Here is a 25,800-nt window from a genome sequence, read left to right as displayed (position 1 = left end):
ATTATTCCCCAAGAAAGATCATTCAATTATATACTTTTTACTTACCATTGCGAAAGTAGAATAAATAAAAACACTAGGTATACGTATAAATACGCTATTATTATTCCAGGTATTTTTACCTGTATCCCAAAAAAACCACCTTAAAACTAAAGAATTCTTTAATTTTAAGATGGCTGTATATTTTAAACTAGTATTGTTTATCTTTTAATGAGAAACCGCTTTAAGACCTATAATTGAACCTATTAATGTAAAAATAAAAAATATTCTCCAAAAGTTTGCCGGGTCTTTAAATACTAAAATACCCATTAAAACTGTACCAACAGCTCCAATACCTGTCCATACTGCATAGGCCGTTCCTATAGGTAAATTTTGTGTTACTTTAATTAGTAGTCCCATACTGATAACCAAAGCTACAAAAAACCCGGTATACCACCAGTAAACATCGTTTCCTGATGCGTCTTTTGCTTTACCTAAACAAAAGGCAAATACTACTTCAAATAATCCTGCAATAATTAATAATATCCAATTCATGGTGTAAAAATTTTTGACAAATGTCCTGAAACATTTTGGTTAATAATTTTACAAATGTTAAAAAAGAATCCGTTTTGACTTTATTTCTCCGCCCTGATCCGGCTTAAGCTAACCTGTGTAATACCCAAATAAGACGCGAGATGGCTCAATTGCACTCTTTGCAGCAAATCCGGATTATCAGTAAGCAACTGCTTATACCTTTTTGATGCTGTTTGAAACTGTCTTGATATAAGGCGTTCTTCAGTCTTTATAAGTTCTTTTTCGGCAAACTTTCTTCCCCAATTTGCAATGTGAATATCTTTATCAAACAGCTTTTGCAAATTTGTGGTTTTTAACTCATACAGATCGCACTCTTCTAAAAGATCTACATTTTCATATCCCTTTTTATTTTCTACATAACTTTTCATGGATATAATAGTATCTCCTTCCTTACCAAACCAAAATGTTATCTCATTATCATTCTGATAGGTGTATGCCCTGGCAATGCCTCTTTTTATAAAATACACTGCCGTTTCTACTTTATCTGCTTTAAATAAAAGATAGCCTTTTGGCAGCCTGACTTCGTTAATGTTTTCTTTGAGCAGTAATCTCGAAGTTTCAGGAATACAATATATATTATCTATAATTTGGTCAATATTCATTTAGCATTATGAGTAAATTAGAAGAAAAGGTTATCAATTTCTGAGTTATAAAAGTACAATTGTTTTAATAACTATAAATTGCTTTCCTTTTATTATCCTTAAAATCACTCATCGAGGCAGTTAAAACCACAAAACCACTTCATTTTTAATCAATTCTGGTAATTTTTTACTTACATTATAATATCTGTCATTATAAAAAGCCTTAACTTTAATACAATTGACACTCTTACCATTTAAGATATATCAATACTGATGCCCGCCTTGTTTCCAATTTAAATAAGACAACATGAAACAGAGTTCCTTATACCATCGTTCTTTACTATTTTTAAGCCTGATCACTTTAGGATGTTATAGTGCAAATGCACAGGAAAAAACAACCTTTTTAAACGCACAGGAAAGCGACCCTATTAAAATGGGATGGATGGTAGGCTCACCACCTCCGGCAAATCGTATTTTGCGCTTTGAAGACGGCAGTTTTTTTCAGTTTCCAGGTATGCGATGGAGTGTAGCACACATGCGTGAGTTCATGCCAACTGTAAATGTATCGCGCGGGTTGGGAAATTCTGTCCTACTCCAAAAAAACCTGCTTAAAGATATTGATGCCGTAACTTTTACACCACTGGGAGAAAGTAAGCCAATGACATGGGAAGAATCTTTACAAAAAACCTATGCCGATGGTGTAGTTATCATGCATAAAGGCAAAATAGTGTATGAAAAATATATGGGCGCACTGCAGGAAGATGGTCAGCATGCAGCAATGTCTGTAACAAAATCTTTTACAGGAACGCTTGGAGCAATGCTGGTAGCCGAAGGATTAATAGATCCTGCTCAAAATGTAGCACATTATATTCCCGAATTAAAAAATTCTGCCTTTGGAGATGCTACCGTAAGACAGGTATTGGACATGACAACCTCATTAAACTTTAGCGAAGACTACACCAATCCTAATGCTGAGATATGGAAATTCTCTGCGGCGGGTAATCCGTTACCCAAACCTAAAGATTACACAGGTCCTAAATCGTATTATGAATACCTGCCCACAGTAACTAAAAAAGGAAAACATGGCGAAGCTTTTGGCTACAAAACAGTAAACTCTGATGTATTGGGCTGGATAATTGCCCGCGTTACTAAGAAACATATAAACGAAGTACTATCTGAACGCATCTGGAAAAAACTGGGCACAGAACAGGATGCTTATTACTCGGTAGATGCTACAGGCACACCTTTTGCTGGCGGTGGATTGAATTTCGGATTGAGTGATATGGCTCGTTTTGGGCAATTGATCCTCGATAACGGTTATGCTAACGGCCAACAAATTCTCCCTAAAGCGGCAATTGACGATATTAAAAAAGGCGGCGATAAGAAAGCATTTGAAAAAGCGGGTTATACTTTATTAAAAGGATGGAGTTATAGAGATATGTGGTGGATAACAAATAACGAACATGGTGCTTTTTGTGCACGTGGTGTACACGGACAGGTTATATATGTAGATCCAAAAGCAGAAATGGTAATTGTACGATTTGCATCAAACCCTATAGCAGCAAATGGCGCTAATGATCCTTTCTCGCTGCCAGCTTACCATGCAATAGCTAAATTTCTTTTAGCTAAGAAATAAACATTTAAAAATAACCTCATCAAAGCAAATCATAAAAAAGGCTGTCTAATTTTCAGACAGCCTTTTTATTATCTTATACTATCTTAGGGATAAATTTTTAACCTAAAGACCAAATGACATAACTCCCGCATTCATTCTATAGCGATTGGAATAACTAAAAGCAGCTACATTCTTATTCTAGATTTAAAGCTGTTATAATGAGATACTCCGTTTAAAACACCTGTAAAACCTATAATCTTTACATTTTATTATGCCTCATAAAATCGGCACTATATGTAAAGCCAAAAGCCCCCATAATTGAGAGCTTTTATATTTTTTATAAACTAACGTGGTTTTACTTATGAAAGTGAAGCTACGTGTTTAGTCAATTTTGATTTAAGGTTTGAAGCCTTGTTATCATGAATGATGTTCTTTTTAGCTAATTTATCAATCATTGAAATAACAGATGATAATTTTGCTGAAGCTTCACTCTTAACTGTAGCTATACGGATTGCTTTAATAGCATTACGTGTAGTTTTGTGCTGGTATCTGTTTAGAACTCTTTTTTTCTCGCTTGTTCTAATTCTTTTTAATGCTGACTTATGATTTGCCATTGTTTCTTAACTTAAATAACTTTGTTAATGTTTTAATTGTAGTCCGTAGGGGAATCGAACCCCTGTTACCAGGATGAAAACCTGGCGTCCTAACCCCTAGACGAACGGACCATTGTTTGAAATTTTTGTAGCCCGTGGGGGAATCGAACCCCCCTTACCAGGATGAAAACCTGGCGTCCTAACCGATAGACGAACGGGCCATTTTGTTTCTCTAATGCGGTGCAAAGATACAACTGTTTTTTACTTACGCAATAGTCGAAACAAAAAAAATTAAAAAAAAATTCAAATTTAATATGCCCTTGCAAAAAGCACTCTTCCAACAGACTGATTCCCAGTAAACACACAGGTTCCCGCTTCTTCAACTCTGTCTAAAGCTATACAGCGAATTGTTGCTTTTGTTAGTTCTTTGATCTTTTCTTCTGTCTCAGGTGTACCATCCCAATGAGCCGAAACAAAGCCGGCTTTAGTATCAAGTACCTCTTTAAACTCTTCAAAAGTATTTACCTCTGTAATATGAGAATCCCTGTAATCTAATGCCTTATTATACATATCAGACTGGATTTGCTCTAATTTACCTTGTAAATACTGTACAATATCAGTATTTGTAACGATTTCTTTTGTTAATGTATCCCTACGGGCCACTTCAAAAGTTCCATTAGCAAGATCATTTGGGCCTATAGCGACACGTAAAGGCACGCCTTTAAGTTCGTACTCATTAAACTTCCATCCCGGCTTATGTGTTTCCCTGTTATCATACTTAACCGTGATATTGAGTTTCCTCAAATCAGCCATAAGTTGTTTTGCAGTTTCTGATATTGCATCAAACTGCTCATCGGTTTTATAAATAGGCACAATAACCACCTGTATCGGCGCAAGGTTTGGAGGTAATACCAGTCCGTTATCATCAGAGTGTGTCATTACAAGCGCACCCATTAAACGGGTAGAAACTCCCCATGAGGTAGCCCATACATATTCCTGCTTACCTTCCTGGTTGGCAAACTTAACATCAAATGCTTTAGCAAAATTTTGACCTAAGAAGTGCGATGTACCTGCCTGAAGTGCTTTACCATCCTGCATTAAAGCTTCAATACAATAGGTTTCTAATGCACCTGCAAAACGCTCATTTGCTGTTTTAACTCCTTTAACAACCGGAATTGCCATAAAGTTTTGAGCAAAGTCTGCATAAACATTCATCATTTGTTCTGCCTCAGCAATAGCTTCCTTTTGTGTAGCATGAGCGGTATGCCCCTCCTGCCAAAGGAACTCGGCAGTTCTTAAGAACAACCTTGTTCTCATTTCCCAACGCACTACATTAGCCCATTGGTTAATTAATAACGGCAGGTCGCGGTACGATTGTATCCATTTCCTGTAGGTATCCCATATAATAGTTTCAGATGTTGGTCTAACAATAAGCTCTTCTTCCAGCTTAGCATCCGGGTCTACTTCAATAGATCCATCCTCTGCGGTTCTTAGCCTGTAGTGAGTAACAACGGCACACTCTTTAGCAAAACCATCTACGTGGCTTGCTTCTTTGCTAAAATAAGACTTGGGTATGAACAGCGGGAAATAAGCGTTTTCATGACCGGTTTCTTTGAACTTTTTATCAAGTTCTGCCTGCATTTTTTCCCAAATTGCATAGCCGTATGGTTTTATAACCATACATCCCCTAACCCCTGAATTTTCTGCAAGGTCTGCTTTTACAACCAGTTCATTATACCATTTGGAATAATCCTCTGATCGTTTCGTTAAATTCTTACTCATTTTAAATAGATTGGCACAAAAATTGTTTTACTTTTATATATCAAATATAGTTTAGCAAAACTAACTATTTTTGAGTAGTTCAACAATAAAAAAAATGCAGAGATATGAAAACTAATTACTTCAACATCCGGCAAATCTCCCTTTACACTGTATTGGGAATCTTTGGTTTGGCTGTAAGTTCGTGCAGTTCTTACCAAAATACGTCATCATATGACAACGACGGAATATATGGTTCTACTCCCCGCAATGCTAATAATGAGCAGGTATATAAATATAATGACGGAAATGTTAACCAATATAATGATGGAAACAACTCTGGTCAGAATACAAACTATAAATCCTACTTCAGTTCTTTACAGGATGAGTTCCCATTATATGGAGACGGAAGCACTGATAGCACTGCTACTGCAAGCTCTACCAACGACAGCAGTAACACGGTTGTTAGAACAGAAGGCTACACTTCTTATCCTGGTTGGGGCGAAAGTACCGACAATGTAAACATAAACGTTTATGGCGGCAGCGGTTATGGAGGATACTATGGCGGATGGAATAACTACTATAATGGCTGGTATCCGGGTTGGAACATTGGCTTTGGCTGGGGCCTTGGTTGGAATAGCTGGTACGGCGGTGGCTGGGGCTGGGGAGGATACCCTTATTACCCATCATACTATGGTGGTCATCACCACTATTACGGTAACAACTATGGTTATAATGGTTATAGCCGATCAGGATCCTACTTTCAGGGAGGAAGAAACGAATATTATAACAACGGCAGGAATAATACCAGATATAGTAATAGTAGAACGAATGCTTACAGCAGCAGAAGAAACAATGATGCAAACGTTAACAGCAGAAGTATCTATAACAACAGAAACAATACTAGCATAAATACCAGAAGCCAGGGTATTCGCGAGGTAAACAGCAGTAGGTTTAATACCAGTAGAAACAATAATGTTGTGCGATCAAGAGGAGATATGCAGTACAACGGCGGTACTTCGCGCTCACAAAACCAATACAGCACTCCTACAAGAAGCAACAACACATATACTCCTTCTTCCAGAAACACTAATAGTAATAATACTTATACTCCATCAAGAAGTACAAGTTCACCTTCAAGGAGCAGCGGCACAACCATTAGCCCATCAAGAAGCAGCGGCGGAGGTAACTTTGGCGGTGGTTCACGCGGTGGCGGTGGTGGAGGCGGTTCCCGTGGCGGAGGCGGTGGAGGCGGCCGAAGAGGATAAAACATACAACAGTCCCCATGTTATTTAAAACAAACATGGGGACTTCTTTTTAAAACAAACCCATTATGAAAAGACACATACTTTCATCTATATTTATACTTGCCGCAGTTACATCTCACGCTCAGCAAGATCTTAATACTGCTGCAGATGCAGTACGTTATTCTACAAGCAACCTTACCGGTACAGCACGATTTAGAGCAATGAGTGGTGCCTTTGGAGCTGTAGGAGGCGACCTTTCTGCCATGATGGTTAACCCCGCCGGATCTGCGGTATTCAATTTCAACTCAGGAACAGCATCATTATCCAGCTATAATGTAAGTAACAGCTCTAACTACTTTGGCACAACCACCAAAAAGAATGACAATGCTTTAGATTTAAACCAGGTAGGCGCTGTGTTTGTTTTTAACAACACCAATGAAAATGCTCTAATGAGGAAATTCACCTTGGGTTTTAATTATGAAAACACCAATAATTTTCATAATTCAGTATATACCCGCGGTACAAATACAAACAACTCGATAGACAAATACTTCCTTAGATATGCTAATGGCATTGGCAACGAAGGCGGAATCACCCTGGGTACCCTTAGGTCTGCAAACTATACCGACCTTAATTATATGGATCAACAGGCTGCTCTAGGTTATGAAACTTATATTTTTAACCCTGCAACCGGTAACGACAACAATACAGTATATACAAGTAATGTTCCCAACACAAGAAACTACTACCACGAAAATTATGTTTCTACTACTGGATATAACGGTAAAGTAGCACTTAATTTTGGTGCACAATTAAAAGAGCGTTTATATGTTGGTATCAACCTAAATGTACATTTCACAGATTATATACAAACCAGCACTATAACTGAAAGAACAAACAATCCGCTGGCAACCGGTATGCAATCCATACGTTTTGATAATGAGCGTTACACTTATGGCGGAGGATTCTCTTTTAATTTAGGTGCCATTTATAAGATTACTAATGAACTTCGTGCCGGTATCTCTTATGAATCACCTACATGGATGAGGCTTCAGGATGAAATTACTCAAAGAGTTGCATCCCGCTGCCCTGAATGTGAAACAGGAACATCAGTAAATACTTTTGTTTACAACCCGGGTACTACTTTTATTTTTGACCCTTATACTATTAAAACACCATCTAAATGGACAGCAAGTGCCGCCTATGTATTTGGCAGAAACGCCTTATTAAGCGTTGATTACACTATAAAAGACTATAGCAATACCGAATATAAAAGCAGCAGATATAGTGCTATAAATACCGAACTTAGCAATACCCTTGATGTAGCAAGTGAAGTAAGAGTTGGTTTAGAATACCGTATCAAGAAATTCAGCCTTAGAGGAGGTTACCGCTATGAGCAGAGCCCGTATAAAAACGGCACAACTGTTGGCGACCTTAACGGTGCTTCAGCCGGTTTAGGTTATGCCTTTATGGGATCAAGATTAGATTTGGGCTATTCATGGTATGAACGCAAAATGGATACTCCATTGCTTACTGCAGGCTTTACCGATACTGCCCGTGTAAAAAGCACTTACAACAATATTACACTATCATACACGATAGACTTATAATTTTTCATCTACTATTAATTCAGAAAAAGCCATTCCCGGCAAATTGGTAGGGAGTGGCTTTTTTATTACAGAATGATTTTACGATAAAAATCACATAGCTAGCCAAGGGTTTATTGCCTCTGGCCTATTTCTTAAAGTTTAAAGTTTAAACCTCCAAACCTATCAATAAATTGCTTAATTTTGCACTCCAATTTTCAACTACATGAGAACCAAATCGTTAAAGAAGAATAAGATCAATGTAATCACCTTAGGATGTTCCAAAAACGTGTACGATAGCGAAGTACTGATGGGACAACTAAGAGCAAGCGGTAAAGATGTTGCTCACGAAGCACCTGCAGATGAGGAAGGAAACATCATTGTTATCAATACCTGCGGATTTATTGATAATGCTAAAGAAGAGTCGGTAAACATGATATTGAATTATGTTGACAAAAAAGAACAGGGTATTGTAGACAAAGTATTCGTTACCGGATGTTTATCTGAACGCTACAAACCGGATCTTATTAAAGAGATACCTAATGTAGACCAGTACTTTGGTACAACAGAACTACCTGGCCTTTTAAAAGCACTTGGCGCCGATTATAAGCACGAACTGCTAGGTGAACGCCTTACCACTACTCCAAAAAATTATGCTTACTTAAAAATTGCCGAAGGATGTGACCGTCCGTGCAGTTTTTGCGCTATACCGCTTATGCGTGGCAAACACGTTTCCCAGCCAATTGAAAAATTAGTTAAAGAAGCCGAAGGTCTTGCCCGTAATGGCGTTAAAGAACTTATACTTATTGCTCAGGATCTTACCTATTATGGTCTTGACCTGTACAAAAAACGTAATCTTGCCGAATTGCTTGAAAACCTTGTAAAGGTTGAAGGTATTGAATGGATACGTCTTCATTATGCGTTCCCTTCAGGTTTCCCAATGGATGTATTGGATCTAATGAACCGCGAACCTAAGATATGTAACTATATAGATATTCCTTTACAGCACATTAGCGATAACATCTTAAAATCGATGCGCCGTGGTACTACTAAAGAAAAAACCACTAAACTTCTTAATGAATTTAGAGCAGCTGTGCCGGGAATGACCATAAGAACTACACTTATTGTAGGATATCCGGGTGAAACGGAAGAAGATTTCCAGATCATGAAAAACTGGGTTGAAGAAATGCGTTTTGAGCGTCTTGGATGCTTTAAATATTCTCACGAAGAAAATACTCATGCTTACCTTCTTGAAGATGATGTTCCTGCCGAAGTGAAACAACAACGTGCAAACGAGATCATGGAAATACAATCTCAAATTTCATGGGATCTAAACCAAGAAAAAATCGGACAGACTTTCCGTTGTATTATTGACAGAAAAGAAGGCGGTCATTTTATTGGAAGAACAGAATTTGACAGTCCTGATGTAGACAATGAAGTACTAATAGATGCTTCTCTTGCTTACCTTAAAACAGGCGAATTTGTAAATATAAAAATTACTGAGGCTACCGAATTTGACCTTTATGGCATCCCGGCAGACCTACCGTTAAACTAAGAATATCTATAAAGCTAAAGACAATAAATCTTTAGCTTTTTTATTATAATTTTATTACGTTTGATTTAATTATTGTAACCGTTATGAAACTAAAAGCATCCCTTTTTATTCTATTCTTTATGTTCCTTGCGTCATCGGCAGCATCAGCGCAGGTAGATCGCCGTATAGGCCGTGAACAATACAAACCAAGCAAAAGAAAACAGGAAAAAGTAGACTTTGTAGAAGAGTCTGTAAAATACCTTACTAAAGAACTTACTCTGGATGATTTTCAGGAAGCAGCAGTAAAAAGTGTTCTTGAAGACGAACGCGGTACTATAACAGCAATAAACCAGGCTCAAGGTCTATCTGCTGATGAAAAGAAAGCCAAGGCTCGTGAAATTTCTACAAGAATTTTCAAGAAAGTACTGCCTCTCCTTACGCCGCCGCAAGTCGAGAAATACACCAAAATGGAAGAAGCTAAGAAGTTCTAGATTATAACACTAATAATCCAAAGTCTCTTAGCGTATTTATAGGTTTACTAAACCATAAGAGTTCAAAGTCTTCCAAACCGGAATCTTCATAACTCTGTTTAGCCTGCGAATAAGTAGTAATACTTTTTGCAGCAATAGCCGCTTTATCTAAAAAATCAGCAAGCCATTGTGCCTGCTCCTGAGAGACCTGCACAGCAAAACTCTCTTTTTTATCATGAAATGTAAGGGTCGCCATCTCAAAGCTGCGGCCCTTTTTATTTTTAGTAAAGTAAGCAACCGAAGGCTTCCCTCCTGTCCACACAACTTTGGCGGTAGGCTTTACAGTAAAGTTATCTTCTTCCTGCAGTACACTAAAAATATAATCATCGGGCACTTTTGTTTTAGGTACTTTAAACTCAAACCAATCCTGAAGCGAATAATCAAAACAAATACCATGCATATAGTTAAACAGTGACTTCTTCAGCCCAAAACTAAACTTGTCGTGATTCGTACCTGTTTTATCTACATGTACAATATCATTATTGGCAAAACTGCCTATTGCTTCTGTTTCTTTAAGCACTCCGAATTTTTCGGGATACATACCTACAGGGCTATGGGCTGTCATAGCAAACTGATGCCAGAATCCGGATTGTAATATACCTGTTTCAAACATCTGGCGTACCATTTCCAGTGAATCTATTGTTTCCTGTGCCGTTTGAGTAGGAAAACCATACATAAGGTAAGCATGTACCATAATACCTGCTTCGGTAAAATTGCGGGTTACGCGCGCCACCTGTGCAACTGTTACTCCCTTTTGGATAAGTTCCAATAATCGGTCTGATGCAACTTCGAGTCCGCCCGAAACAGCTATACATCCCGATGCTTTAAGCAGTAGGCAAAGATCTTTAGTAAAGCTTTTTTCAAAACGTATGTTTGTCCACCACGTCACGGCAAGATTGCGTCGTAATATTTCAAGAGCCAGTTCACGCATAAGAGCCGGCGGTGCAGCTTCATCAACAAAATGGAAACCATTCTGCCCTGTTTGTGCCATAAGCTCTTCTATGCGATCGCAAAGCAGTTTTGCAGCTACCGGTTCGTATACCTTGATATAATCTAATGATATATCGCAAAAAGTACATTTACCCCAATAGCAGCCATGTGCCATAGTAAGTTTATTCCAGCGTCCATCGCTCCACATGCGGTGCATAGGATTCACAATTTCAATAACAGAAATATATTCATCCAATAGCAGATCTGAATAATCAGGCGTACCTACATCGGCTTGCTTATAATCCCTGCATCCGGAATTATCAATATATTTAATTTTGCCATCGACTAAGGCAAACGTTCGTTTTAACTGTTCTATATCCCTTTTACCGCTAACGTGCTCTACCAAACATTCTACCGGAGCCTCACCATCGTCCAGCGTAATAAAATCAAAGAATTCCATTACTCTTACATCCGCCAATGAACGAAGCTCGGTATTCGGGAAGCCACCGCCCATGGTAATTTTGACCCCCGGAAAATGTTTCTTGATGTACTGCGCGCTTCTGAAAGCCGCGTACAAATTCCCCGGAAAAGGTATCGAAAAACCAACCAACTGTGGTTGCACGTCCAGCATACGTTGGTGTAAAATATCCAATAGTATTTCGTCTATAAAGGTAAATGGCTGCTGCAGGCTGTCGTACAATTCGTCAAACGAATTAGCAGATCGGCCAAGCCTTTCTGCATAACGGCTAAAGCCAAAATGTGAATCGACGCATTCTACAATTAAATCGGAAATATCTTCAAGATACAGTGTAGCCAAATGCTTTGCCCTATCCTGAAGCCCCATCGTTCCAAATGCCCAATCAAGTTCTTCCAACTGCGCAAAACGGGATGCTTCTGGCAGGAAATCTTCACGGCAGATAAGGTGCGACAGTGTAGGGTTTTTTCCCTGCAAAAACAACATAACTGCATCTATCGTTTTAAGGTATTCTCCTTTTAAAGCAATAATACGTTCTGCATTTGGAGTTCTTTCCTGCGGATCATTTTCAATGCGCTCAAAAAGATCAGTCAATCCTGTTTTGGAAAACAATTTCAATATCACTTCAATACCAAGATCGGCCTGAGTAGACACAATGCCTTTAGTATTTAAAAACCCTTTTAGATAGGCCGTTGCCGGATAAGGCGTATTGAGCTGTGTAAAAGGCGGTGTTATTAAAAGAAGTTTGGTTTCCAAAATGCATGCAGTATTAGCCTGCAAAAATAGGGGATATTTTTGGGATTTATGATTAATTGATATTGAAGATAAAACCCTTATTAAATGCACAAACACTGAATATGCTCTTGATAGTTTTATCAACCTGAAAGAAATTTGGTAAGAAACCTTAATACTAAACCTTAAATGAATTTATAAATGACATATCAAACACGTCATTTATACATTTATGCAAAGTGTTTTTTCCGTAATTTTACGGGAAAATTTGTATCAAAATGCCATCAGACTGTATCAGCTACCAGAGTTCCGGATATTTTACCCCGCTTATAACCGATTACCTTAACCAGAAAGATACACTGAAGCCGTTGTACCATCGCTTCCCTACCCTTGAAAACTTCAAGGCACAGATCGAAGAGAAACAAAAAAACTACAATCCTGCCTTTCGTAGTGTTCTTGCTGACACTTTACAGGAACAGTACAAGAATATAAATACATCTGCGCTTACACAGCACAACATAGACCTGTTAAGAAAAGACGACACCTTTACCGTAACAACAGGACATCAGCTTAACCTTTTTACCGGACCTCTATATTTTTTATACAAGATAGTTTCTGCGGTTAACCTGAGTAAGGAATTAAAAGCAGCCTATCCGCAGCAAAATTTTGTACCGGTATACTGGATGGCAACCGAAGACCATGATTTTGAAGAGATCAATTTCTTTACTTTTCGCAATAAAAAAATTAAGTGGCCGCGTGAAAGCGCCGGACCCGTAGGACGATTTTCTACCGAGGGCCTTGAGGCTGTTCTTGATGTTTTCTCTAAAGAACTTGGCTTAGGGAAAAATGCGGCATGGCTTACTAAGCTATTCGAAGATGCTTATATAAAACATACCAACCTTGCCGATGCTACCCGCTATTTGGCTAACGAATTATTTAGCAGCGAAGGCCTGGTAATTCTCGATGCCGATACTGCCGGTCTTAAAAAACTGTTTGCACCTTATGTACAAGAAGAATTACTAAAGCAAACATCTCACCTTAAGGTAGCCGAAACAGCAGCACTACTTAAAGATTATAACATACAGGTAAATCCGCGTGAGATTAACCTATTCTACATAGAAGATACCCTAAGAGAACGCATCATTTTACAGGATGGCGTTTACCACATTAACAATACCGAGCTGAAATTCTCTGAAGACGAGATTTTAGCTTTGTTGGATTCAAATCCTGAAAAGTTTAGTCCTAATGTAATAATGCGTCCACTGTATGAGGAAGTAATATTACCCAACCTTGCCTACATTGGCGGAGGAGGCGAAATTGCTTATTGGCTGGAACTTAAATCGTATTTTGAATCGGCTAAGACTACTTTTCCAATACTGCTAGTTCGTAACTCAGTTTTACTGGCTACACAAAAACAGGCCGACAAACTGGATAAGCTAGGTCTTTCATGGGCAGATATGTTCTCTAAGCAGCAAGATCTCCTTAACAAAAAAGTACAATCATTCTCTGAATTCAAACTTGATTTCACTGACCAGAAAGAACTGCTTAAAAATCAATTTGAAGTACTGGCCGATATTGCTGCTAAAACCGATGCTTCTTTTATCGGTGCTGTAAAAGCGCAGGAAATAAAACAAATTAAAGGGCTTGAAAACCTTGAGAAGCGTTTACTTAAAGCAGAAAAACGAAACCATACCGAACAGCTGGAGCGTATTGTATTACTCCAAAATGAACTTTTCCCCGGAAAAGGCTTACAGGAACGAAAAGCAAACTTCTCTGAGTTCTACCTGGAATTTGACGGCAGCCTCCTTAGCAAGCTCTTTTCTCAACTAAAGCCATTAGAACAGGAGTTTAACGTGGTTATTCTTTAATGAGGTAATAAATCCTTATTGATTTATTAAAATTATTAATTTAAAAACTACTATTTTTGCACCAAATTTAAAAATAGAGATGGCAACAAACAGAACTTTTACAATGATCAAACCGGATGCAGTTGGAAACGGGCATATCGGTGGTATTTTAGCAATGATAGCAGATGCTGGTTTCAGAATCGTATCTTTAAAACTTACACAACTTACAGTTGCTGATGCTCAGGCATTTTACGCTGTTCACAGTGCAAGACCATTTTATGGTGAATTAGTTGAATTTATGTCAAGAGGCCCTATCGTAGCTGCTATTCTTGAAAAAGACAATGCTGTTGAAGATTTCAGAACGCTTATCGGAGCTACAAACCCTGCTGATGCTGCTGAAGGAACTATCCGTAAAAAGTATGCTACTTCAATTGGAGAAAATGCTGTGCATGGATCTGATAGCGATGAAAATGCTGCTATCGAAGGTGCTTTCCATTTTGCCGGAAGAGAACAATTCTAAGAATACATCTTTTTGTATATATAAAATGCCGCTTTACAGCGGCATTTTTTTATCTCAATACGATATCTTTTACAACTTCCCGTTTAAGCTCTTCATTAATCATTTTTATAATCTTCGCTTTACCATGGCTTAGTTCTTCTCTTAAAACCGAAGAGGTTAGTTCTACATAAAGTGTACTCCCCTTAAGCATTATGTCCCGCGTATAATTATTTACTCCGTTTCCCATAAGGTTTGCCCAGGCTTCTTTTACATCGATCTTATCCATACCCGGCTGTAGTCTGTTGGCTTGCATAAATTCCTTTAACACGTCGCCAATAGCGTGCTCTCCATTAAATCGTTTTGCCATTATTTTACTGTAAAAGGTTCAGGTTTTTTGTAATGATATTCCATATCATGGTTATTTTTCAGCACCAGCTTTTTATCATTAAGCTCTACAATCTCTTCTTTCCATTTAGCATAATCAGTAACATAACTTACGTATGTTTTACCACTATCCTGGACTATGCTTATTTTTTCTGAAAGATCATTCATTCTATACGAACCATCAAATTGCGGCATTACCTTTTTGCGAAAACCTGTTTTACCTTTTAATTCAAAAAAATCTATTGTGGTATTAATTTTATATTCTTTCTCACTACCATCGGGCATTACAGCTGTTTCAATTTCCCAATAGCCATTAAGTTTAGCTAAATCGGCTTCAGAGATGCTATTACCGCAAGACAGGGCAACAATAGATACAAACAGGAGTAAAATGGTTTTCTTCATGATTTAAAATGGTTTTCAAAAGACAAATTTACTCATTAAAACATTGCTAATTTTAAAATATCGTGATAAACTATTTATTACATTTATATACTTATTGCAAGCTCATGAAAACGTTTTGGTTACCGCTTTTTACCCTGCTTATTATAACTGGGTGCAGCTCAGAAAATAATGAAAGCCCTGGAGATAATCCTAATACAGAACCTATGTATTTCCCTGAAAACAATTCTACCAACTGGGAAGCAACAACAATGACATCATTAGGATGGAATCAGGACAATGTAGAGCCATTGCTCACTTTTCTTAACGAGAAACACACCAAATCGTTTATAATCCTTGTAAACGGACGTATTGTAATGGAGAACTACTTTGACGGCCACTCAGCAGTAAGTCCGTGGTATTGGGCAAGTGCCGGAAAAACACTAACAGCTGCCACTGTAGGCATTGCCCAACAAGAAGGTTATATATCTATAAATAATAAAGCCTCTGATTATTTAGGCAACGGGTGGACAAGTGCTCCCATAGCAAAAGAAAACCTCATAACGTGCAGGCATCTGCTAACCATGACATCAGGTCTTGATGATAGTAAAGGAGATAATGTTTTACCTGCCAATCTACAGTATCTTGCCGATGCAGGTACCCGATGGGCATACAGTAATGTATATGTAAAACTTCAGGATGTGGTTGCTAATGCAACACAGCGAACCTGGAATAATTATTTTGATTCGGCATTAAAGAATAAAATTGGAATGACAGGTGCCTGGGCAGTAACCGGTACTGACCTGAGCGTTTATTCAAGTAATACGCGCAGTATGTCGCGTTTTGGGCTTTTAATGCTCAATGAAGGTAAATGGAATGAAGAACAAATTATCAATACTGCCTATTGGAAAGAGATGACCTCTACTTCTCAAAACATCAATAAATCATATGGTTACCTGTGGTGGCTTAACGGAAAAGAAAATTATCATTTACCACAAACACAGCAGCAATTTAATGGGAGCATTATTCCCCCGGCGCCTAATGATATGTATATGGCACTGGGGAAAAATGATCAGAAAATTTATGTAATTCCATCCCGAAAGATGGTAGTTATCCGAATGGGAAATGCCGCCGATGGAGAAAATTTTGCACTTTCAGGTTTTGATGCCCAATTATGGCAAAAAATTAATGCGGTTATTAATTAATTAATTGTGTATCTTAAATTAAGACCCAATCTGGTAATATCGGTTTTATAGGGACCATTAGAATCATCAAGCATATCCCTACTTGTTTCATATCGCAGCGATAACCCAAATTTATCATTAAACACATAGCCAACACTAAAATTACCACAAAAACTGGTCCCAGCATCAAAACGATCACCATCGCCTTCATACTCATATCCGGTACCTGTTTTAATATGGGATGACCTGGTAATCTCTATCCCAACAGGAAAGCTCATTCCAAAAGATGCATCAACAAAAAATTTATTTTTTTCATTAAGTAGAAAATTAAAACGAGGTCCGAAAAAAACATTAAAAGCGGCACCTTCTAACGTGTAAGTACTGGTCAATACATTATAACCCTGATCGTAAGGATCAATGTTTTTTGCTGAAATTACTTCGTATTCTGCCTGAACAAAAAATTCAAATTTTTCTGAAGGGAAAACATAAGCAGCTTCAAATCCTAAGCTAAATTCGGTATTAGCTTCGGCACCACTTACAGGTGGAAAACCACTTTTTATACCAAAATTCATACTATTAACACCTGCAAAAGCTGTATACTTAACTTCAGTTCTTTTACGAAACCCATTATAATAAGATACTGATTCAGAGCCTGAACATTTATTATAATTTTTAATTACATCAGACAGTTCTTTTTTATTGTAGCGTATGTCGCTAAAATAATCAGCATATTGCCCTTCGCATCTTACAGCATTAAGAAGTTGTTGTTTGTAAGCTACGTTTTCTGCAACCCCTTCCGGAGTCCTGTATTTTTTATATATAAGCTGACTTACTTCTCCGGGTTTATTTTTAGTGCTAAAGAAAAATTTAGTTTTGTAGTCTTTTGTATACGAATACAATTTAGCATCTCCATCTACAGCAACATTTAAAAATAATGTTTCTGTTTTCCACTCAGGACTTTTTTGGGAACTTAAGTTGTTTGCGTCTTTATCAGAAATATCAATTTGAACAGTATGTTTTTCAAATTTAAATTCATTGTTATTGATACCATATTCTTTGATATCACTTAGCAAGAGATTATTATAATCCTTCCCGTTTGATGCTTTAAACAGCAATGAAGCAGCATCATTAAAATCAGCAGGTTTAAAGACACCTTCAACCCGTTTATCAGAGTTTGTAATGTAATATCCTTTTATATCCTGCGAAAAAACCTGCATACTGATGAACAGTGCAGTTAGTAAGGTGAAAAATTTCATTTGGTTTTGTTTGGTTTGATTAAAGTTTGATTTTACTTGAAGAAAGAATCAACAAATTCATATTTATTGAATACCTGCAAGTCTTCTATACCTTCACCAACACCAATGTATTTAACGGGAATCTGGAACTGATCTGAAATCCCGATAACTACTCCACCTTTTGCTGTACCATCAAGTTTGGTTACCGCAAGAGAGGTTACTTCTGTAGCTGCAGTAAATTGCTTAGCCTGCTCAAAAGCGTTTTGACCTGTAGAGCCATCAAGTACCAGCATTACATCATGAGGTGCATCGTCTACCACTTTCTGCATTACTCTTTTTACTTTAGTAAGCTCGTTCATCAGGTTCACTTTATTATGAAGTCGACCTGCTGTATCTATAATTACCACATCGGCATTTTGGCTCACTGCCGACTGAAGCGTATCAAACGCTACTGAAGCCGGATCACTGCCCATTTGCTGCCTTACAATAGGTACACCTACCCTGTCTGCCCATACCTGAAGCTGATCTATCGCTGCTGCCCTAAAAGTATCGGCTGCTCCAAGTACTACATTGTATCCTGCTTTCTTAAATTGATAAGCAAGTTTACCAATGGTAGTAGTTTTACCCACACCATTAACACCAACAACCATAATTACATATGGCTTTTTATCTTTTGGAATTTCGAACTCTGTAGCCTCACCCGAATGGGTTTCAGAAAGCAGTCCGCCAATCTCTTCTCTTAAGATACGATTTAGCTCATCAGTCCCCATGTATTTGTCATTCGCAACGCGTTCTTCAATACGTGTAATGATTTTAAGAGTTGTGTTTACGCCAACATCCGAAGACACAAGTATCTCCTCAAGATTATCCAGTACCTCATCATCTACTTTAGATTTTCCGGCAACGGCTTTAGTAAGTTTTGAAAAAAAGGTTGTCTTAGTTTTTTCAAGGCCTTTGTCTAATGTTTCCTTTTTTTCGGAAGAAAATATTTTTTTAAAGAAATTCATATCGATTGTAAATAGTGTGTGTTTCCCGTGGTAAATATAAAAAATAAAAAAGCTACTTTCGTTAACTGAAAGTAGCTTTTATATATATTGGTGGGAATATTATTTCTTCTTAAGAAAATTATCCACTTCTTCTGGAGTCATAACGCTCTCAACAAAAGTATAAGCTCCAGATTTTGGAGATTTTACCATCTTGATAGCTTTAGTTAACCTTTTTGAAGATGTTTGTAACGATGCTACGGTTTTCTTTGCCATGACTAATGATTATTTAATTTCTTTATGAACAGTCACTCGCTTAAGGATTGGATTAAATTTCTTAATCTCTAACCTGTCCGGAGTATTCTTTTTGTTTTTTGTGGTGATGTACCTTGAAGTTCCAGCTACGCCGGAAGCTTTGTGCTCTGTACACTCTAAAATTACCTGAATTCTATTACCTTTCTTTGCCATCGTGCTATATATTTATTAGGTAAGGATTATTTAATAAATCCGTTAGCTTTAGCTTCTTTCAAAACTGCAGCTATACCATTCTTGTTAATTGTCTTGATAGTAGAAGCAGCTACTCTAAGAGTGATCCATCTATCCTCTTCTGGAAGATAGAAGCGCTTTTTCACTAAGTTCACACTAAACTTTCTCTTAGTTTTGTTCATTGCGTGGGAAACATTATTTCCAACCATCGCTCTTTTACCTGTAAGGGCACAAACTCTTGACATTATTTCTCGCTTTTATATCGTTATTCAAAATCAGGGTGCAAAGAAAAGGAAAATAAAACAATTACACAAACTTATTCTATCAGTTTTTTAAAATTTCCTGATAAATTTTTTCAAGTGCCTTATTTGCAGCCCTATCTATAACTTTCTCTCTGGGCTGCCCAAGATCCAATCTTTCACTAAATACACCATTTGGAGTAGCGTAGGCCACAAAAACCGTCCCAACCTCAGCATCTGCATCGCCTTTTAAAGGGCCTGCATTTCCAGTTGTGGCAACGGCAAAATCAGCACCAAAAATTGCTTTTGCACGCAAAGCCATAGCTTCTGCAACAGCTGCGCTAACTACAGAATTTTCTCCTATAAGCGTTTTATCCACACCCAGCACATCAATCTTAGATTGCGTAGCGTAAGTCACCACACCGCCCTTAAAATAAGCCGAAGACCCCGGCACTGACGTAAGCATCTGTGCAATTTGACCACCTGTACAGCTTTCGGCTGCCGCAAGCGTCATATTTTTCTTAGTGAGCAGCCTCCCCAGCATCACCTCCATGGTTTCGCCTTCGTCATACCCAACTATAATATCGCCTATTAAACCTTTCAGTTTTTCAGTCTCAGATTCAATAGTATTTTTCAATACTGCTTCGTTAGTTCCTCTTGCACTAAGACGTAATCTCACTCTTCCTGGGCTCGGTAAATAAGCAAGCCTTATAAATTCCGGCAGGCTATCTTCCCAGTTCTCAATACGTTCTGCAACAAGACTTTCACCCTGTCCGTAAGTCATTATCGTTTTATGTAAAATATAAGGCCTTTCGTATTTTTCTACCAGTTTCGGAATGATCTCATGCTCTACAATATGCTTCATTTCATAAGGCACACCAGGCAGCGACATGAAAACTGTATTTCCTTTTTCCATCCACATACCGGGAGCTGTACCCACTGCATTATGAAGTATAGTAGCACGCGACGGCACCAGTGCCTGATCTTTATTCATTTGAGAAGCTGTACGCTTCATTGCTTTTTCGATAAGCTCTACAACATGCTTTTCCAGTTCCAGATTACGCACCAGCTCATCATCAAAATAATCGCAGAACGTTTTCTTGGTCACATCATCTTTTGTAGGCCCCAGGCCACCGGTTATAATAACCACATCTGCCTTATCCTGCAATGATGCCATTGTGTCTAAAATATGCTGTCTGTCGTCGCTTATGGACAACATTTCATATACTTCTATCCCTATTCTATCGAGTGATTTTGCTATAAATGCCGAGTTAGTATCTACTATCTGGCCTATAAGTATTTCATCTCCTACAGTAACAATGGCTGCTTTCATATTATTTAATTACAAAGCGTAATCTTTTTTAAGTTCTTTTACAGTTTTACTTATGTGCTCTTTCAGGCTTTTTACAACTTCTTTGATCTCTTTCTTTTTACCTTCAGAGCGACTCCAGGTCTCTACAGACGTCACATCTTCATAAGCCAGATCCATCCCCATAAGGTCTAATGTCGGCTTAATTTTATGAGCAGCATGATAAACCTTGTTGTGGTTTTTTTCTTTGAGTCCTTGCTTGATATTTTTCATTTCAGCAGGAACTTCTTCGATAAAAAGTACAACGATTTGTTTTGCAAAATCGACATCATTGTCTGAGATCGCATATACTTTTGATAAATTGTAGTGTAGTGCCATTATTTTACCTGTATCCTGAACATTTTTTTTCCTTCTATAAAACCTTCCAACACATCATTAGCACTCACTTTTGCTACACCTTCCGGTGTACCGGTAAAGAGAATATCGCCCGTTTTGAGTGTAAAATATTGTGACGCATAAGATATCAGCTCATCTATTTTCCATAGCATTAACTGACTGTTGCCTTTCTGTACCACATTACCATTATTTGTCAATTCGAAATTAATATCATTAAGTGACGAAAATTCTGTTTTAGGTATAAATTCACTCACTACTGCCGATCCATCAAATGCTTTTGCCTTTTCCCACGGCAGGCCTTTTTCTTTAAGTTTAGCCTGCAGATCGCGAGCTGTAAAATCGATACCTAATCCTATTTCCTCATAGTATTTATGTGCAAATTTTGGAGCTATGTGTTTACCCACTTTGCATATCTTAACTATTATCTCCACCTCATGGTGTATATCATTACTAAAATCCGGTATTACAAACGGAAATTTTTTTAAAACGATGGCCGTATCCGGCTTTATGAAAATAACCGGTTCATCCGGTTTTTCGTTTTGCAGTTCTTCTATATGCTTAGCATAATTCCTGCCTATGCAGATTATCTTCATACCTCGTTACTGAAAATTATTATGCCAATTTATTATTTAATTTTCGGAGTTTGATTGCCGTTAGCACTTTTTTAGTGTACAACGGAAAATCAGCATTTTGAATCCATCCAAAATACCCAGGTTCCTGATCGAGTACCGTTGCTACTTTTGCTCCTTTATGTTTTCCAAAAGTAAATATCTCTTCCCCATCTGCATCTAAAGCAATAAAGCCTGCAAAATCTACTACCTTTTTACGTGTCGTATATTCAGACAGCACTTTCATGTCATTCTCAAGATCATCATAACGATCCAGCTGCGATTTAAGAATCTCATAAGTCGCCAGTGTATCCGCTTCTGCCGTGTGTGCATTCTCTAATGTTTTGCCACAATAAAACTTATAAGCGGCACTTAGTGTACGCTCTTCTTTTTTATGGAAAATAGTCTGCACATCGACCGATACCCTGTTTTTCATATCAAAGTCAACACCGGCACGCAATAACTCTTCTGCCAATAACGGAATATCAAACCGGTCAGAGTTATACCCTCCCAGATCCGAATCCTTGATCATGTTATATATAGTATGCGAAAGCTCTTTAAATGTAGGTTCGTTAGCTACCTTCTCATCGGTTATTCCATGAAAAACAGTAGTTTGAGGCGGTATTGGCCTTTCCGGATTTACCAGCCATGTTCTGCTCTCGCGGTTGCCGTTAGGGTATACTTTTAACACAGATATTTCTACAATCTTGTCTCTAGAGATATCTGTACCTGTAGTTTCCAGATCAAAAAAGCATATTGGCTTATGTAATTTAAGTTCCATAGTGAATTTGTATAATTACAAATATAGTTTGAGAATAGTTTAAAAAGAAGATTTTTAAGATTAAATCCCTACTAACTAAAGCTAATTTTTAAATATTATAAACCAGAACACCCGCAGCAAATATCATTTCTTACAACATGTAGAAGTAAAAATCTAAAAATGAGCAATTAAAGAACTCCTACACAAGACATTTTACTTTAATACAGTAGTATATATTCAATACTCACTTACAGTTACTATTCATCACAATCCCATCTAAAGTCGGCAGTTTCATATTGTTTCTTCCTGTAATCAAAATGCCACCATTCGTTATTGTAAGGTGCAAAACCAGCCCTTTTCATAATGTTCCTCAGCACCTTTCTATTCCTTCGTGCCTCTCGTGATAAATTATCGGCATCGTAGTGTGACTGCGCTGTAAAATCATCAAAAGGAGTACCCATATCGAGCAGGTTCCCGTTCTCATCTGCCAATGATAAATCTATAGCGCGGCCACGGTTATGGTTAGACCCTTTACCCGGAGGTGCCACATAACGCGGATCGTTCACGATATCATACATTACTTTTTGATAACCGTATGGGCGGTAACAATCATATATCACAAGGATATATCCTTTTTCTTTTGCAATAGTATTTGCTTCTTCCAGAGCTTCTGCGACTTCAGGACGCAGAAAGCATCTTGCACACGGATAAATTTTCTGATGCATAAAATTTGCCGTATCAGCATAAGCCATACGGTTTTGAATGCCTTGCACTTCAAAATTAACCTCAGCCCATTCTTTTATGGTATCCTGAGCAATTATCTTTTCGCTTTCGCGGAAGTTAAAAGCTTTAGGAAAAAATAGTGTTAACCCAATAAAAGAAAAGAAAGTAATATAAGTGATGATTTTCATGTAGGGAAGTTTACATCACAAATATAGCGAATTGAAAAAACACATTTTGAAGACATTTTCTTACTTTAGCAAAAAAAATGCCAGCTTTATCATGAAAAAAGAACTACTTACCATTATGTGTATCGCCGGAGGCTATATAGCAACCGCACAAACCATCACTATTCCTGATCCTGTTTTTGAACAGGTTCTTATTGACAAAGAAATTGATTCAGACGGAATTGTAAACGGACAGATTTTAACTGCTGACGCTCTTGCAGTAACTACTCTTACAGTTACATCTCCGACTATAGGCTCAAATAACATTGAAGATTTAACTGGTATAGAAGGATTTACAAACCTTGAAAGCTTAACTGTAACCGTTACTATGATAGATGAATTAAATGTTAGCACACTTACAAAACTTAAACATTTAAATTGCGCAGGTAATATGCTAACCAGCCTAAATGTATCAAACAACCCTCTATTAGAGTATTTAGACATTTACTCAACAGGAGATGTTTTACCAATAAACAATATAACCCAGATTGACCTTAGCAATAACCCTAACATTAAAACACTTATAGCTACAGGACCAATTAATTACATCAATTTAAAAAATGGGAACAATAACCCTGAGATGAACATTGATATAAATTCAGGCTCATGGGGCGTTCCTCCTGAAGTAATACAAGGGCATACCTGCATAGAGGTAGATAATCCTACAGCGGCTCAAAACAATCAACTACCTTACTCTGCATGGACAATTAGCCACGCCAATAAGACATATGCTCTTGTTGCAGATTGCTCATTAAGCACTAAAGATTTCATGAAAGATACAGTTTCTGTATATCCTAATCCGGCTTCAGATGTTTTACATTTTGACGTTAAAAATGAAAGCGCAATTGAAAAAGCTATTTTATTTGATATCTCCGGAAGAGCTGTTAGAGAATACAATGAAATCTCAAACAATGTCCTTTCCGTTTCAGATCTTCAGAGTGGTACTTATATTTTAAAATTAGTTTCGAACAAAGGAACTTTTACACAGAAAGTAATTAAGAAATAAATCTAAAAACAAACAGCCCCGCAATGCGGGGCTGTTTTATTATACAACTTTATCTTCTTAGTAATCTCTATTTACATCAAAAGCTTCAAGGTATTCTGCAACACGCTTAACAAATGATCCTCCTAGGGCACCATCTACCACACGATGGTCGTAGCTGTGAGAAAGGAACATTTTTTGGCGGATACCAATGAAATCACCTTCCGGAGTTTCTATAACAGCAGGCACTTTTCTAATTGCTCCAAGAGCAAGGATACCTACCTGCGGCTGATTTATGATAGGTGTACCAAATACACTTCCAAAAGTACCAACGTTTGTTACTGTATATGTTCCACCCTGAGTATCGTCCGGCTTAAGTTTACCAGCTTTTGCACGGTTACCAAGATCGTTTACCGCTTTTGCCATACCTACCAGGTTAAGCTGGTCTGCATTTTTAATTACCGGAACAATAAGGTTACCATTAGGTAAAGCTGCTGCCATACCAAGGTTGATGTTTTTCTTTTTAATAATGTATTCTCCATCTACAGAGATGTTCATCCCCGGGAAGTCTTTAAGCGCTTTAGCTACAGCTTCCATAAATATTGGAGTGAAAGTAAGCTTTTCACCTTCTCTTTTCTCGAATGCATTTTTAACTTTATCTCTCCATTTTACAATGTTAGTTACATCTACCTCGATAAACGACTGCACGTGTGCCGATGTTTGTACCGATTGTACCATGTAACCTGAGATAAGCTTACGCATACGGTCCATCTCAACAACTTCATCCTGACCGTTTACAGATACAGGTGCTGCTTTTTGAGCTACCGGTTGCGCTTGTACTGCTGGCTGAGCCACAGCAGGAGCTGCTGCTTGTGGAGCCGGCTGGCTGCCACGGTTCTTAACATACTCCAGTATATCACTTTTAGTTACCCTGCCTTCTTTACCGGTGCCATTCATAGCTTCCAGTTCAGCAAGAGAAACACCTTCTTCTTTAGCTATGTTTTTTACAAGTGGCGAATAGAATTTCTCTGAATTAGAGAAATCTACAGGAGCCGATGCTGTTGCATGAGCAACTGCTATAGTCTGCTCTACAGCCTGTATATTTGCAGCAGTAGTTTCTTCTTTAGGAGCATCGACTACAACGCCGCCTTCAGTTTCAATATAGGCAATGATCTGCCCTACTTGTACTACATCATTAACCTGGAAAAGTATCTCTGAAAGTACACCTGTAACTTCAGATGGCACTTCGCTGTCTACTTTATCTGTTGCAATTTCCAATACTGCTTCATCTGCAGCAATGTGATCGCCAACATTTTTTAACCAATTTGTTATTGTTGCCTCTGCAACACTTTCACCCATTTTGGGTAATCTTAGTTCAAATTTTGCCATATTGATAACCTAAAGGTAAAATT

27 protein-coding genes and 2 tRNA genes are annotated in these 25,800 nt (G+C 37.8%); 9 read left to right on the top strand and 20 right to left on the bottom strand.

What is annotated here, in order from left to right; translation table 11 throughout:
* Positions 1 to 204: 204 nt before the first annotated feature.
* Both EPI11_RS05065 and EPI11_RS05060 read right to left on the bottom strand, forming a co-directional pair.
* The gene (locus tag EPI11_RS05065) at positions 205 to 531 is read right to left on the bottom strand and encodes a DMT family transporter (protein ID WP_128388856.1); all 327 of its coding nucleotides are present in this window, start codon (positions 529 to 531) and stop codon (positions 205 to 207) included.
* A gap of 80 nt (positions 532 to 611) precedes the next feature.
* On the bottom strand, positions 612 to 1,172 hold the full coding sequence (locus EPI11_RS05060; protein WP_128388855.1) for a Crp/Fnr family transcriptional regulator: 561 nt from the start codon (positions 1,170 to 1,172) through the stop codon (positions 612 to 614).
* Positions 1,173 to 1,458: 286 nt separating this feature from the next.
* Here EPI11_RS05060 and EPI11_RS05055 point away from each other — a divergent pair, with 286 nt between their 5' ends.
* The gene (locus EPI11_RS05055) at positions 1,459 to 2,787 is read left to right on the top strand and encodes a serine hydrolase domain-containing protein (protein WP_128388854.1); all 1,329 of its coding nucleotides are present in this window, start codon (positions 1,459 to 1,461) and stop codon (positions 2,785 to 2,787) included.
* Positions 2,788 to 3,125: 338 nt separating this feature from the next.
* On the opposite strand, the gene rpsT is transcribed toward EPI11_RS05055, so the two are convergent.
* The 4 genes from rpsT to proS form a co-directional block, all read right to left on the bottom strand.
* A complete protein-coding gene (rpsT, locus tag EPI11_RS05050; protein WP_128388853.1) occupies positions 3,126 to 3,380 on the bottom strand; it encodes a 30S ribosomal protein S20 in 255 nt (84 codons plus the stop codon).
* A gap of 39 nt (positions 3,381 to 3,419) precedes the next feature.
* Positions 3,420 to 3,491, bottom strand: a tRNA-Glu gene (locus tag EPI11_RS05045).
* 17 nt (positions 3,492 to 3,508) lie between these two features.
* Positions 3,509 to 3,580, bottom strand: a tRNA-Glu gene (locus tag EPI11_RS05040).
* An 88-nt stretch (positions 3,581 to 3,668) separates the two neighbouring features.
* A complete protein-coding gene (gene proS, locus EPI11_RS05035) occupies positions 3,669 to 5,141 on the bottom strand; it encodes a proline--tRNA ligase (RefSeq protein ID WP_128388852.1) in 1,473 nt (490 codons plus the stop codon).
* Between the two features lie 104 nt (positions 5,142 to 5,245).
* Here proS and EPI11_RS19080 point away from each other — a divergent pair, with 104 nt between their 5' ends.
* The 4 genes from EPI11_RS19080 (at position 5,246) to EPI11_RS05015 (ending at position 9,975) form a co-directional block, all read left to right on the top strand.
* Complete coding sequence (locus tag EPI11_RS19080) at positions 5,246 to 6,385, top strand: hypothetical protein (protein ID WP_206619093.1); 1,140 nt, start codon at positions 5,246 to 5,248, stop codon at positions 6,383 to 6,385.
* A 65-nt stretch (positions 6,386 to 6,450) separates the two neighbouring features.
* On the top strand, positions 6,451 to 7,974 hold the full coding sequence (locus tag EPI11_RS05025) for an OmpP1/FadL family transporter (protein WP_128388851.1): 1,524 nt from the start codon (positions 6,451 to 6,453) through the stop codon (positions 7,972 to 7,974).
* A gap of 202 nt (positions 7,975 to 8,176) precedes the next feature.
* Complete coding sequence (gene rimO, locus EPI11_RS05020) at positions 8,177 to 9,505, top strand: 30S ribosomal protein S12 methylthiotransferase RimO (RefSeq protein WP_128388850.1); 1,329 nt, start codon at positions 8,177 to 8,179, stop codon at positions 9,503 to 9,505.
* An 83-nt stretch (positions 9,506 to 9,588) separates the two neighbouring features.
* Entirely contained in the window at positions 9,589 to 9,975 is a 387-nt protein-coding gene (locus tag EPI11_RS05015) for a hypothetical protein (RefSeq protein ID WP_128388849.1), read from the top strand.
* A gap of 1 nt (position 9,976) precedes the next feature.
* Here the strand turns inward: EPI11_RS05015 and EPI11_RS05010 are convergent, their stop codons facing one another.
* Positions 9,977 to 12,175 (bottom strand): B12-binding domain-containing radical SAM protein, encoded by a 2,199-nt coding sequence (locus EPI11_RS05010; RefSeq protein ID WP_128388848.1) that lies wholly within the window; start codon positions 12,173 to 12,175, stop codon positions 9,977 to 9,979.
* 254 nt (positions 12,176 to 12,429) lie between these two features.
* On the opposite strand from EPI11_RS05010, the gene bshC reads away from it, so the two are divergent.
* Both bshC and EPI11_RS05000 read left to right on the top strand, forming a co-directional pair.
* Positions 12,430 to 14,019 (top strand): bacillithiol biosynthesis cysteine-adding enzyme BshC, encoded by a 1,590-nt coding sequence (gene bshC, locus EPI11_RS05005; protein WP_128388847.1) that lies wholly within the window; start codon positions 12,430 to 12,432, stop codon positions 14,017 to 14,019.
* A gap of 79 nt (positions 14,020 to 14,098) precedes the next feature.
* A complete protein-coding gene (locus tag EPI11_RS05000; protein WP_128388846.1) occupies positions 14,099 to 14,518 on the top strand; it encodes a nucleoside-diphosphate kinase in 420 nt (139 codons plus the stop codon).
* 49 nt (positions 14,519 to 14,567) lie between these two features.
* Here the strand turns inward: EPI11_RS05000 and EPI11_RS04995 are convergent, their stop codons facing one another.
* Positions 14,568 to 14,864, bottom strand: coding sequence for a DUF721 domain-containing protein (locus tag EPI11_RS04995; RefSeq protein ID WP_128388845.1), 297 nt, complete (start codon positions 14,862 to 14,864; stop codon positions 14,568 to 14,570).
* Positions 14,864 to 15,283: a lipocalin-like domain-containing protein gene (locus EPI11_RS04990; protein ID WP_128388844.1), complete on the bottom strand. Its 420-nt coding sequence runs from the start codon at positions 15,281 to 15,283 to the stop codon at positions 14,864 to 14,866. Before EPI11_RS04990 ends, EPI11_RS04995 begins: the two co-directional genes overlap by 1 nt.
* 104 nt (positions 15,284 to 15,387) lie before the next feature.
* Between EPI11_RS04990 and EPI11_RS04985 the strand changes: the two genes are divergently transcribed.
* Positions 15,388 to 16,464, top strand: a complete 1,077-nt coding sequence (locus EPI11_RS04985; RefSeq protein WP_128388843.1) for a serine hydrolase domain-containing protein — start codon at positions 15,388 to 15,390, stop codon at positions 16,462 to 16,464.
* On the opposite strand, the gene EPI11_RS04980 is transcribed toward EPI11_RS04985, so the two are convergent.
* The 10 genes from EPI11_RS04980 to ddpX all read right to left on the bottom strand — a co-directional run bounded on the left by EPI11_RS04980 (position 16,461) and on the right by ddpX (position 23,370).
* A complete protein-coding gene (locus tag EPI11_RS04980) occupies positions 16,461 to 17,699 on the bottom strand; it encodes a hypothetical protein (RefSeq protein WP_128388842.1) in 1,239 nt (412 codons plus the stop codon). The genes EPI11_RS04985 and EPI11_RS04980 overlap by 4 nt on opposite strands.
* 32 nt (positions 17,700 to 17,731) lie before the next feature.
* Positions 17,732 to 18,685 (bottom strand): signal recognition particle-docking protein FtsY, encoded by a 954-nt coding sequence (gene ftsY, locus EPI11_RS04975; RefSeq protein WP_128388841.1) that lies wholly within the window; start codon positions 18,683 to 18,685, stop codon positions 17,732 to 17,734.
* Positions 18,686 to 18,784: 99 nt separating this feature from the next.
* Positions 18,785 to 18,937 carry a DUF4295 domain-containing protein gene (locus EPI11_RS04970; RefSeq protein ID WP_128388840.1) on the bottom strand — a complete coding sequence of 51 codons (153 nt, stop codon included), beginning with the start codon at positions 18,935 to 18,937 and terminating at the stop codon, positions 18,785 to 18,787.
* Between the two features lie 9 nt (positions 18,938 to 18,946).
* Positions 18,947 to 19,129 carry a 50S ribosomal protein L33 gene (gene rpmG / locus EPI11_RS04965; protein WP_035640032.1) on the bottom strand — a complete coding sequence of 61 codons (183 nt, stop codon included), beginning with the start codon at positions 19,127 to 19,129 and terminating at the stop codon, positions 18,947 to 18,949.
* 26 nt (positions 19,130 to 19,155) lie between these two features.
* Positions 19,156 to 19,392: a 50S ribosomal protein L28 gene (gene rpmB, locus EPI11_RS04960; protein WP_020212604.1), complete on the bottom strand. Its 237-nt coding sequence runs from the start codon at positions 19,390 to 19,392 to the stop codon at positions 19,156 to 19,158.
* A 79-nt stretch (positions 19,393 to 19,471) separates the two neighbouring features.
* Positions 19,472 to 20,719 carry a CinA family nicotinamide mononucleotide deamidase-related protein gene (locus EPI11_RS04955; protein WP_128388839.1) on the bottom strand — a complete coding sequence of 416 codons (1,248 nt, stop codon included), beginning with the start codon at positions 20,717 to 20,719 and terminating at the stop codon, positions 19,472 to 19,474.
* Positions 20,720 to 20,728: 9 nt separating this feature from the next.
* On the bottom strand, positions 20,729 to 21,073 hold the full coding sequence (locus EPI11_RS04950; protein ID WP_128388838.1) for an Hpt domain-containing protein: 345 nt from the start codon (positions 21,071 to 21,073) through the stop codon (positions 20,729 to 20,731).
* A complete protein-coding gene (locus EPI11_RS04945; protein ID WP_128388837.1) occupies positions 21,073 to 21,684 on the bottom strand; it encodes a fumarylacetoacetate hydrolase family protein in 612 nt (203 codons plus the stop codon). The genes EPI11_RS04950 and EPI11_RS04945 overlap by 1 nt, the downstream gene beginning before the upstream one ends.
* A 19-nt stretch (positions 21,685 to 21,703) precedes the next feature.
* Positions 21,704 to 22,480 (bottom strand): 3'-5' exonuclease, encoded by a 777-nt coding sequence (locus EPI11_RS04940; RefSeq protein WP_128388836.1) that lies wholly within the window; start codon positions 22,478 to 22,480, stop codon positions 21,704 to 21,706.
* Positions 22,481 to 22,716: 236 nt separating this feature from the next.
* Complete coding sequence (ddpX, locus tag EPI11_RS04935) at positions 22,717 to 23,370, bottom strand: D-alanyl-D-alanine dipeptidase (RefSeq protein ID WP_128388835.1); 654 nt, start codon at positions 23,368 to 23,370, stop codon at positions 22,717 to 22,719.
* Between the two features lie 91 nt (positions 23,371 to 23,461).
* Here ddpX and EPI11_RS04930 point away from each other — a divergent pair, with 91 nt between their 5' ends.
* On the top strand, positions 23,462 to 24,412 hold the full coding sequence (locus EPI11_RS04930) for a T9SS type A sorting domain-containing protein (protein ID WP_128388834.1): 951 nt from the start codon (positions 23,462 to 23,464) through the stop codon (positions 24,410 to 24,412).
* A gap of 57 nt (positions 24,413 to 24,469) precedes the next feature.
* On the opposite strand, the gene EPI11_RS04925 is transcribed toward EPI11_RS04930, so the two are convergent.
* A complete protein-coding gene (locus EPI11_RS04925; protein ID WP_128388833.1) occupies positions 24,470 to 25,777 on the bottom strand; it encodes a dihydrolipoamide acetyltransferase family protein in 1,308 nt (435 codons plus the stop codon).
* Positions 25,778 to 25,800 lie beyond the last annotated feature (23 nt).

The sequence above is a fragment of the Flavobacterium cerinum genome, assembly GCF_004028155.1.
In the GTDB taxonomy this organism is placed as follows: domain Bacteria; phylum Bacteroidota; class Bacteroidia; order Flavobacteriales; family Flavobacteriaceae; genus Flavobacterium; species Flavobacterium cerinum.
Note: the sequence above shows the minus strand (reverse complement) of the source record. Positions and strands in the feature narration are given on the sequence as shown.

Coding starts and splice junctions, on each gene's coding strand:
- EPI11_RS05065 (WP_128388856.1), bottom strand. CDS start 531: ATGAATTGGATATTATTAATTATTGCAGGATTATTTGAAGTAGTATTT.
- EPI11_RS05060 (WP_128388855.1), bottom strand. CDS start 1,172: ATGAATATTGACCAAATTATAGATAATATATATTGTATTCCTGAAACT.
- EPI11_RS05055 (WP_128388854.1), top strand. CDS start 1,459: ATGAAACAGAGTTCCTTATACCATCGTTCTTTACTATTTTTAAGCCTG.
- rpsT (WP_128388853.1), bottom strand. CDS start 3,380: ATGGCAAATCATAAGTCAGCATTAAAAAGAATTAGAACAAGCGAGAAA.
- proS (WP_128388852.1), bottom strand. CDS start 5,141: ATGAGTAAGAATTTAACGAAACGATCAGAGGATTATTCCAAATGGTAT.
- EPI11_RS19080 (WP_206619093.1), top strand. CDS start 5,246: ATGAAAACTAATTACTTCAACATCCGGCAAATCTCCCTTTACACTGTA.
- EPI11_RS05025 (WP_128388851.1), top strand. CDS start 6,451: ATGAAAAGACACATACTTTCATCTATATTTATACTTGCCGCAGTTACA.
- rimO (WP_128388850.1), top strand. CDS start 8,177: ATGAGAACCAAATCGTTAAAGAAGAATAAGATCAATGTAATCACCTTA.
- EPI11_RS05015 (WP_128388849.1), top strand. CDS start 9,589: ATGAAACTAAAAGCATCCCTTTTTATTCTATTCTTTATGTTCCTTGCG.
- bshC (WP_128388847.1), top strand. CDS start 12,430: ATGCCATCAGACTGTATCAGCTACCAGAGTTCCGGATATTTTACCCCG.
- EPI11_RS05000 (WP_128388846.1), top strand. CDS start 14,099: ATGGCAACAAACAGAACTTTTACAATGATCAAACCGGATGCAGTTGGA.
- EPI11_RS04995 (WP_128388845.1), bottom strand. CDS start 14,864: ATGGCAAAACGATTTAATGGAGAGCACGCTATTGGCGACGTGTTAAAG.
- EPI11_RS04990 (WP_128388844.1), bottom strand. CDS start 15,283: ATGAAGAAAACCATTTTACTCCTGTTTGTATCTATTGTTGCCCTGTCT.
- EPI11_RS04985 (WP_128388843.1), top strand. CDS start 15,388: ATGAAAACGTTTTGGTTACCGCTTTTTACCCTGCTTATTATAACTGGG.
- EPI11_RS04980 (WP_128388842.1), bottom strand. CDS start 17,699: ATGAAATTTTTCACCTTACTAACTGCACTGTTCATCAGTATGCAGGTT.
- ftsY (WP_128388841.1), bottom strand. CDS start 18,685: ATGAATTTCTTTAAAAAAATATTTTCTTCCGAAAAAAAGGAAACATTA.
- EPI11_RS04970 (WP_128388840.1), bottom strand. CDS start 18,937: ATGGCAAAGAAAACCGTAGCATCGTTACAAACATCTTCAAAAAGGTTA.
- rpmG (WP_035640032.1), bottom strand. CDS start 19,129: ATGGCAAAGAAAGGTAATAGAATTCAGGTAATTTTAGAGTGTACAGAG.
- rpmB (WP_020212604.1), bottom strand. CDS start 19,392: ATGTCAAGAGTTTGTGCCCTTACAGGTAAAAGAGCGATGGTTGGAAAT.
- EPI11_RS04955 (WP_128388839.1), bottom strand. CDS start 20,719: ATGAAAGCAGCCATTGTTACTGTAGGAGATGAAATACTTATAGGCCAG.
- EPI11_RS04950 (WP_128388838.1), bottom strand. CDS start 21,073: ATGGCACTACACTACAATTTATCAAAAGTATATGCGATCTCAGACAAT.
- EPI11_RS04945 (WP_128388837.1), bottom strand. CDS start 21,684: ATGAAGATAATCTGCATAGGCAGGAATTATGCTAAGCATATAGAAGAA.
- EPI11_RS04940 (WP_128388836.1), bottom strand. CDS start 22,480: ATGGAACTTAAATTACATAAGCCAATATGCTTTTTTGATCTGGAAACT.
- ddpX (WP_128388835.1), bottom strand. CDS start 23,370: ATGAAAATCATCACTTATATTACTTTCTTTTCTTTTATTGGGTTAACA.
- EPI11_RS04930 (WP_128388834.1), top strand. CDS start 23,462: ATGAAAAAAGAACTACTTACCATTATGTGTATCGCCGGAGGCTATATA.
- EPI11_RS04925 (WP_128388833.1), bottom strand. CDS start 25,777: ATGGCAAAATTTGAACTAAGATTACCCAAAATGGGTGAAAGTGTTGCA.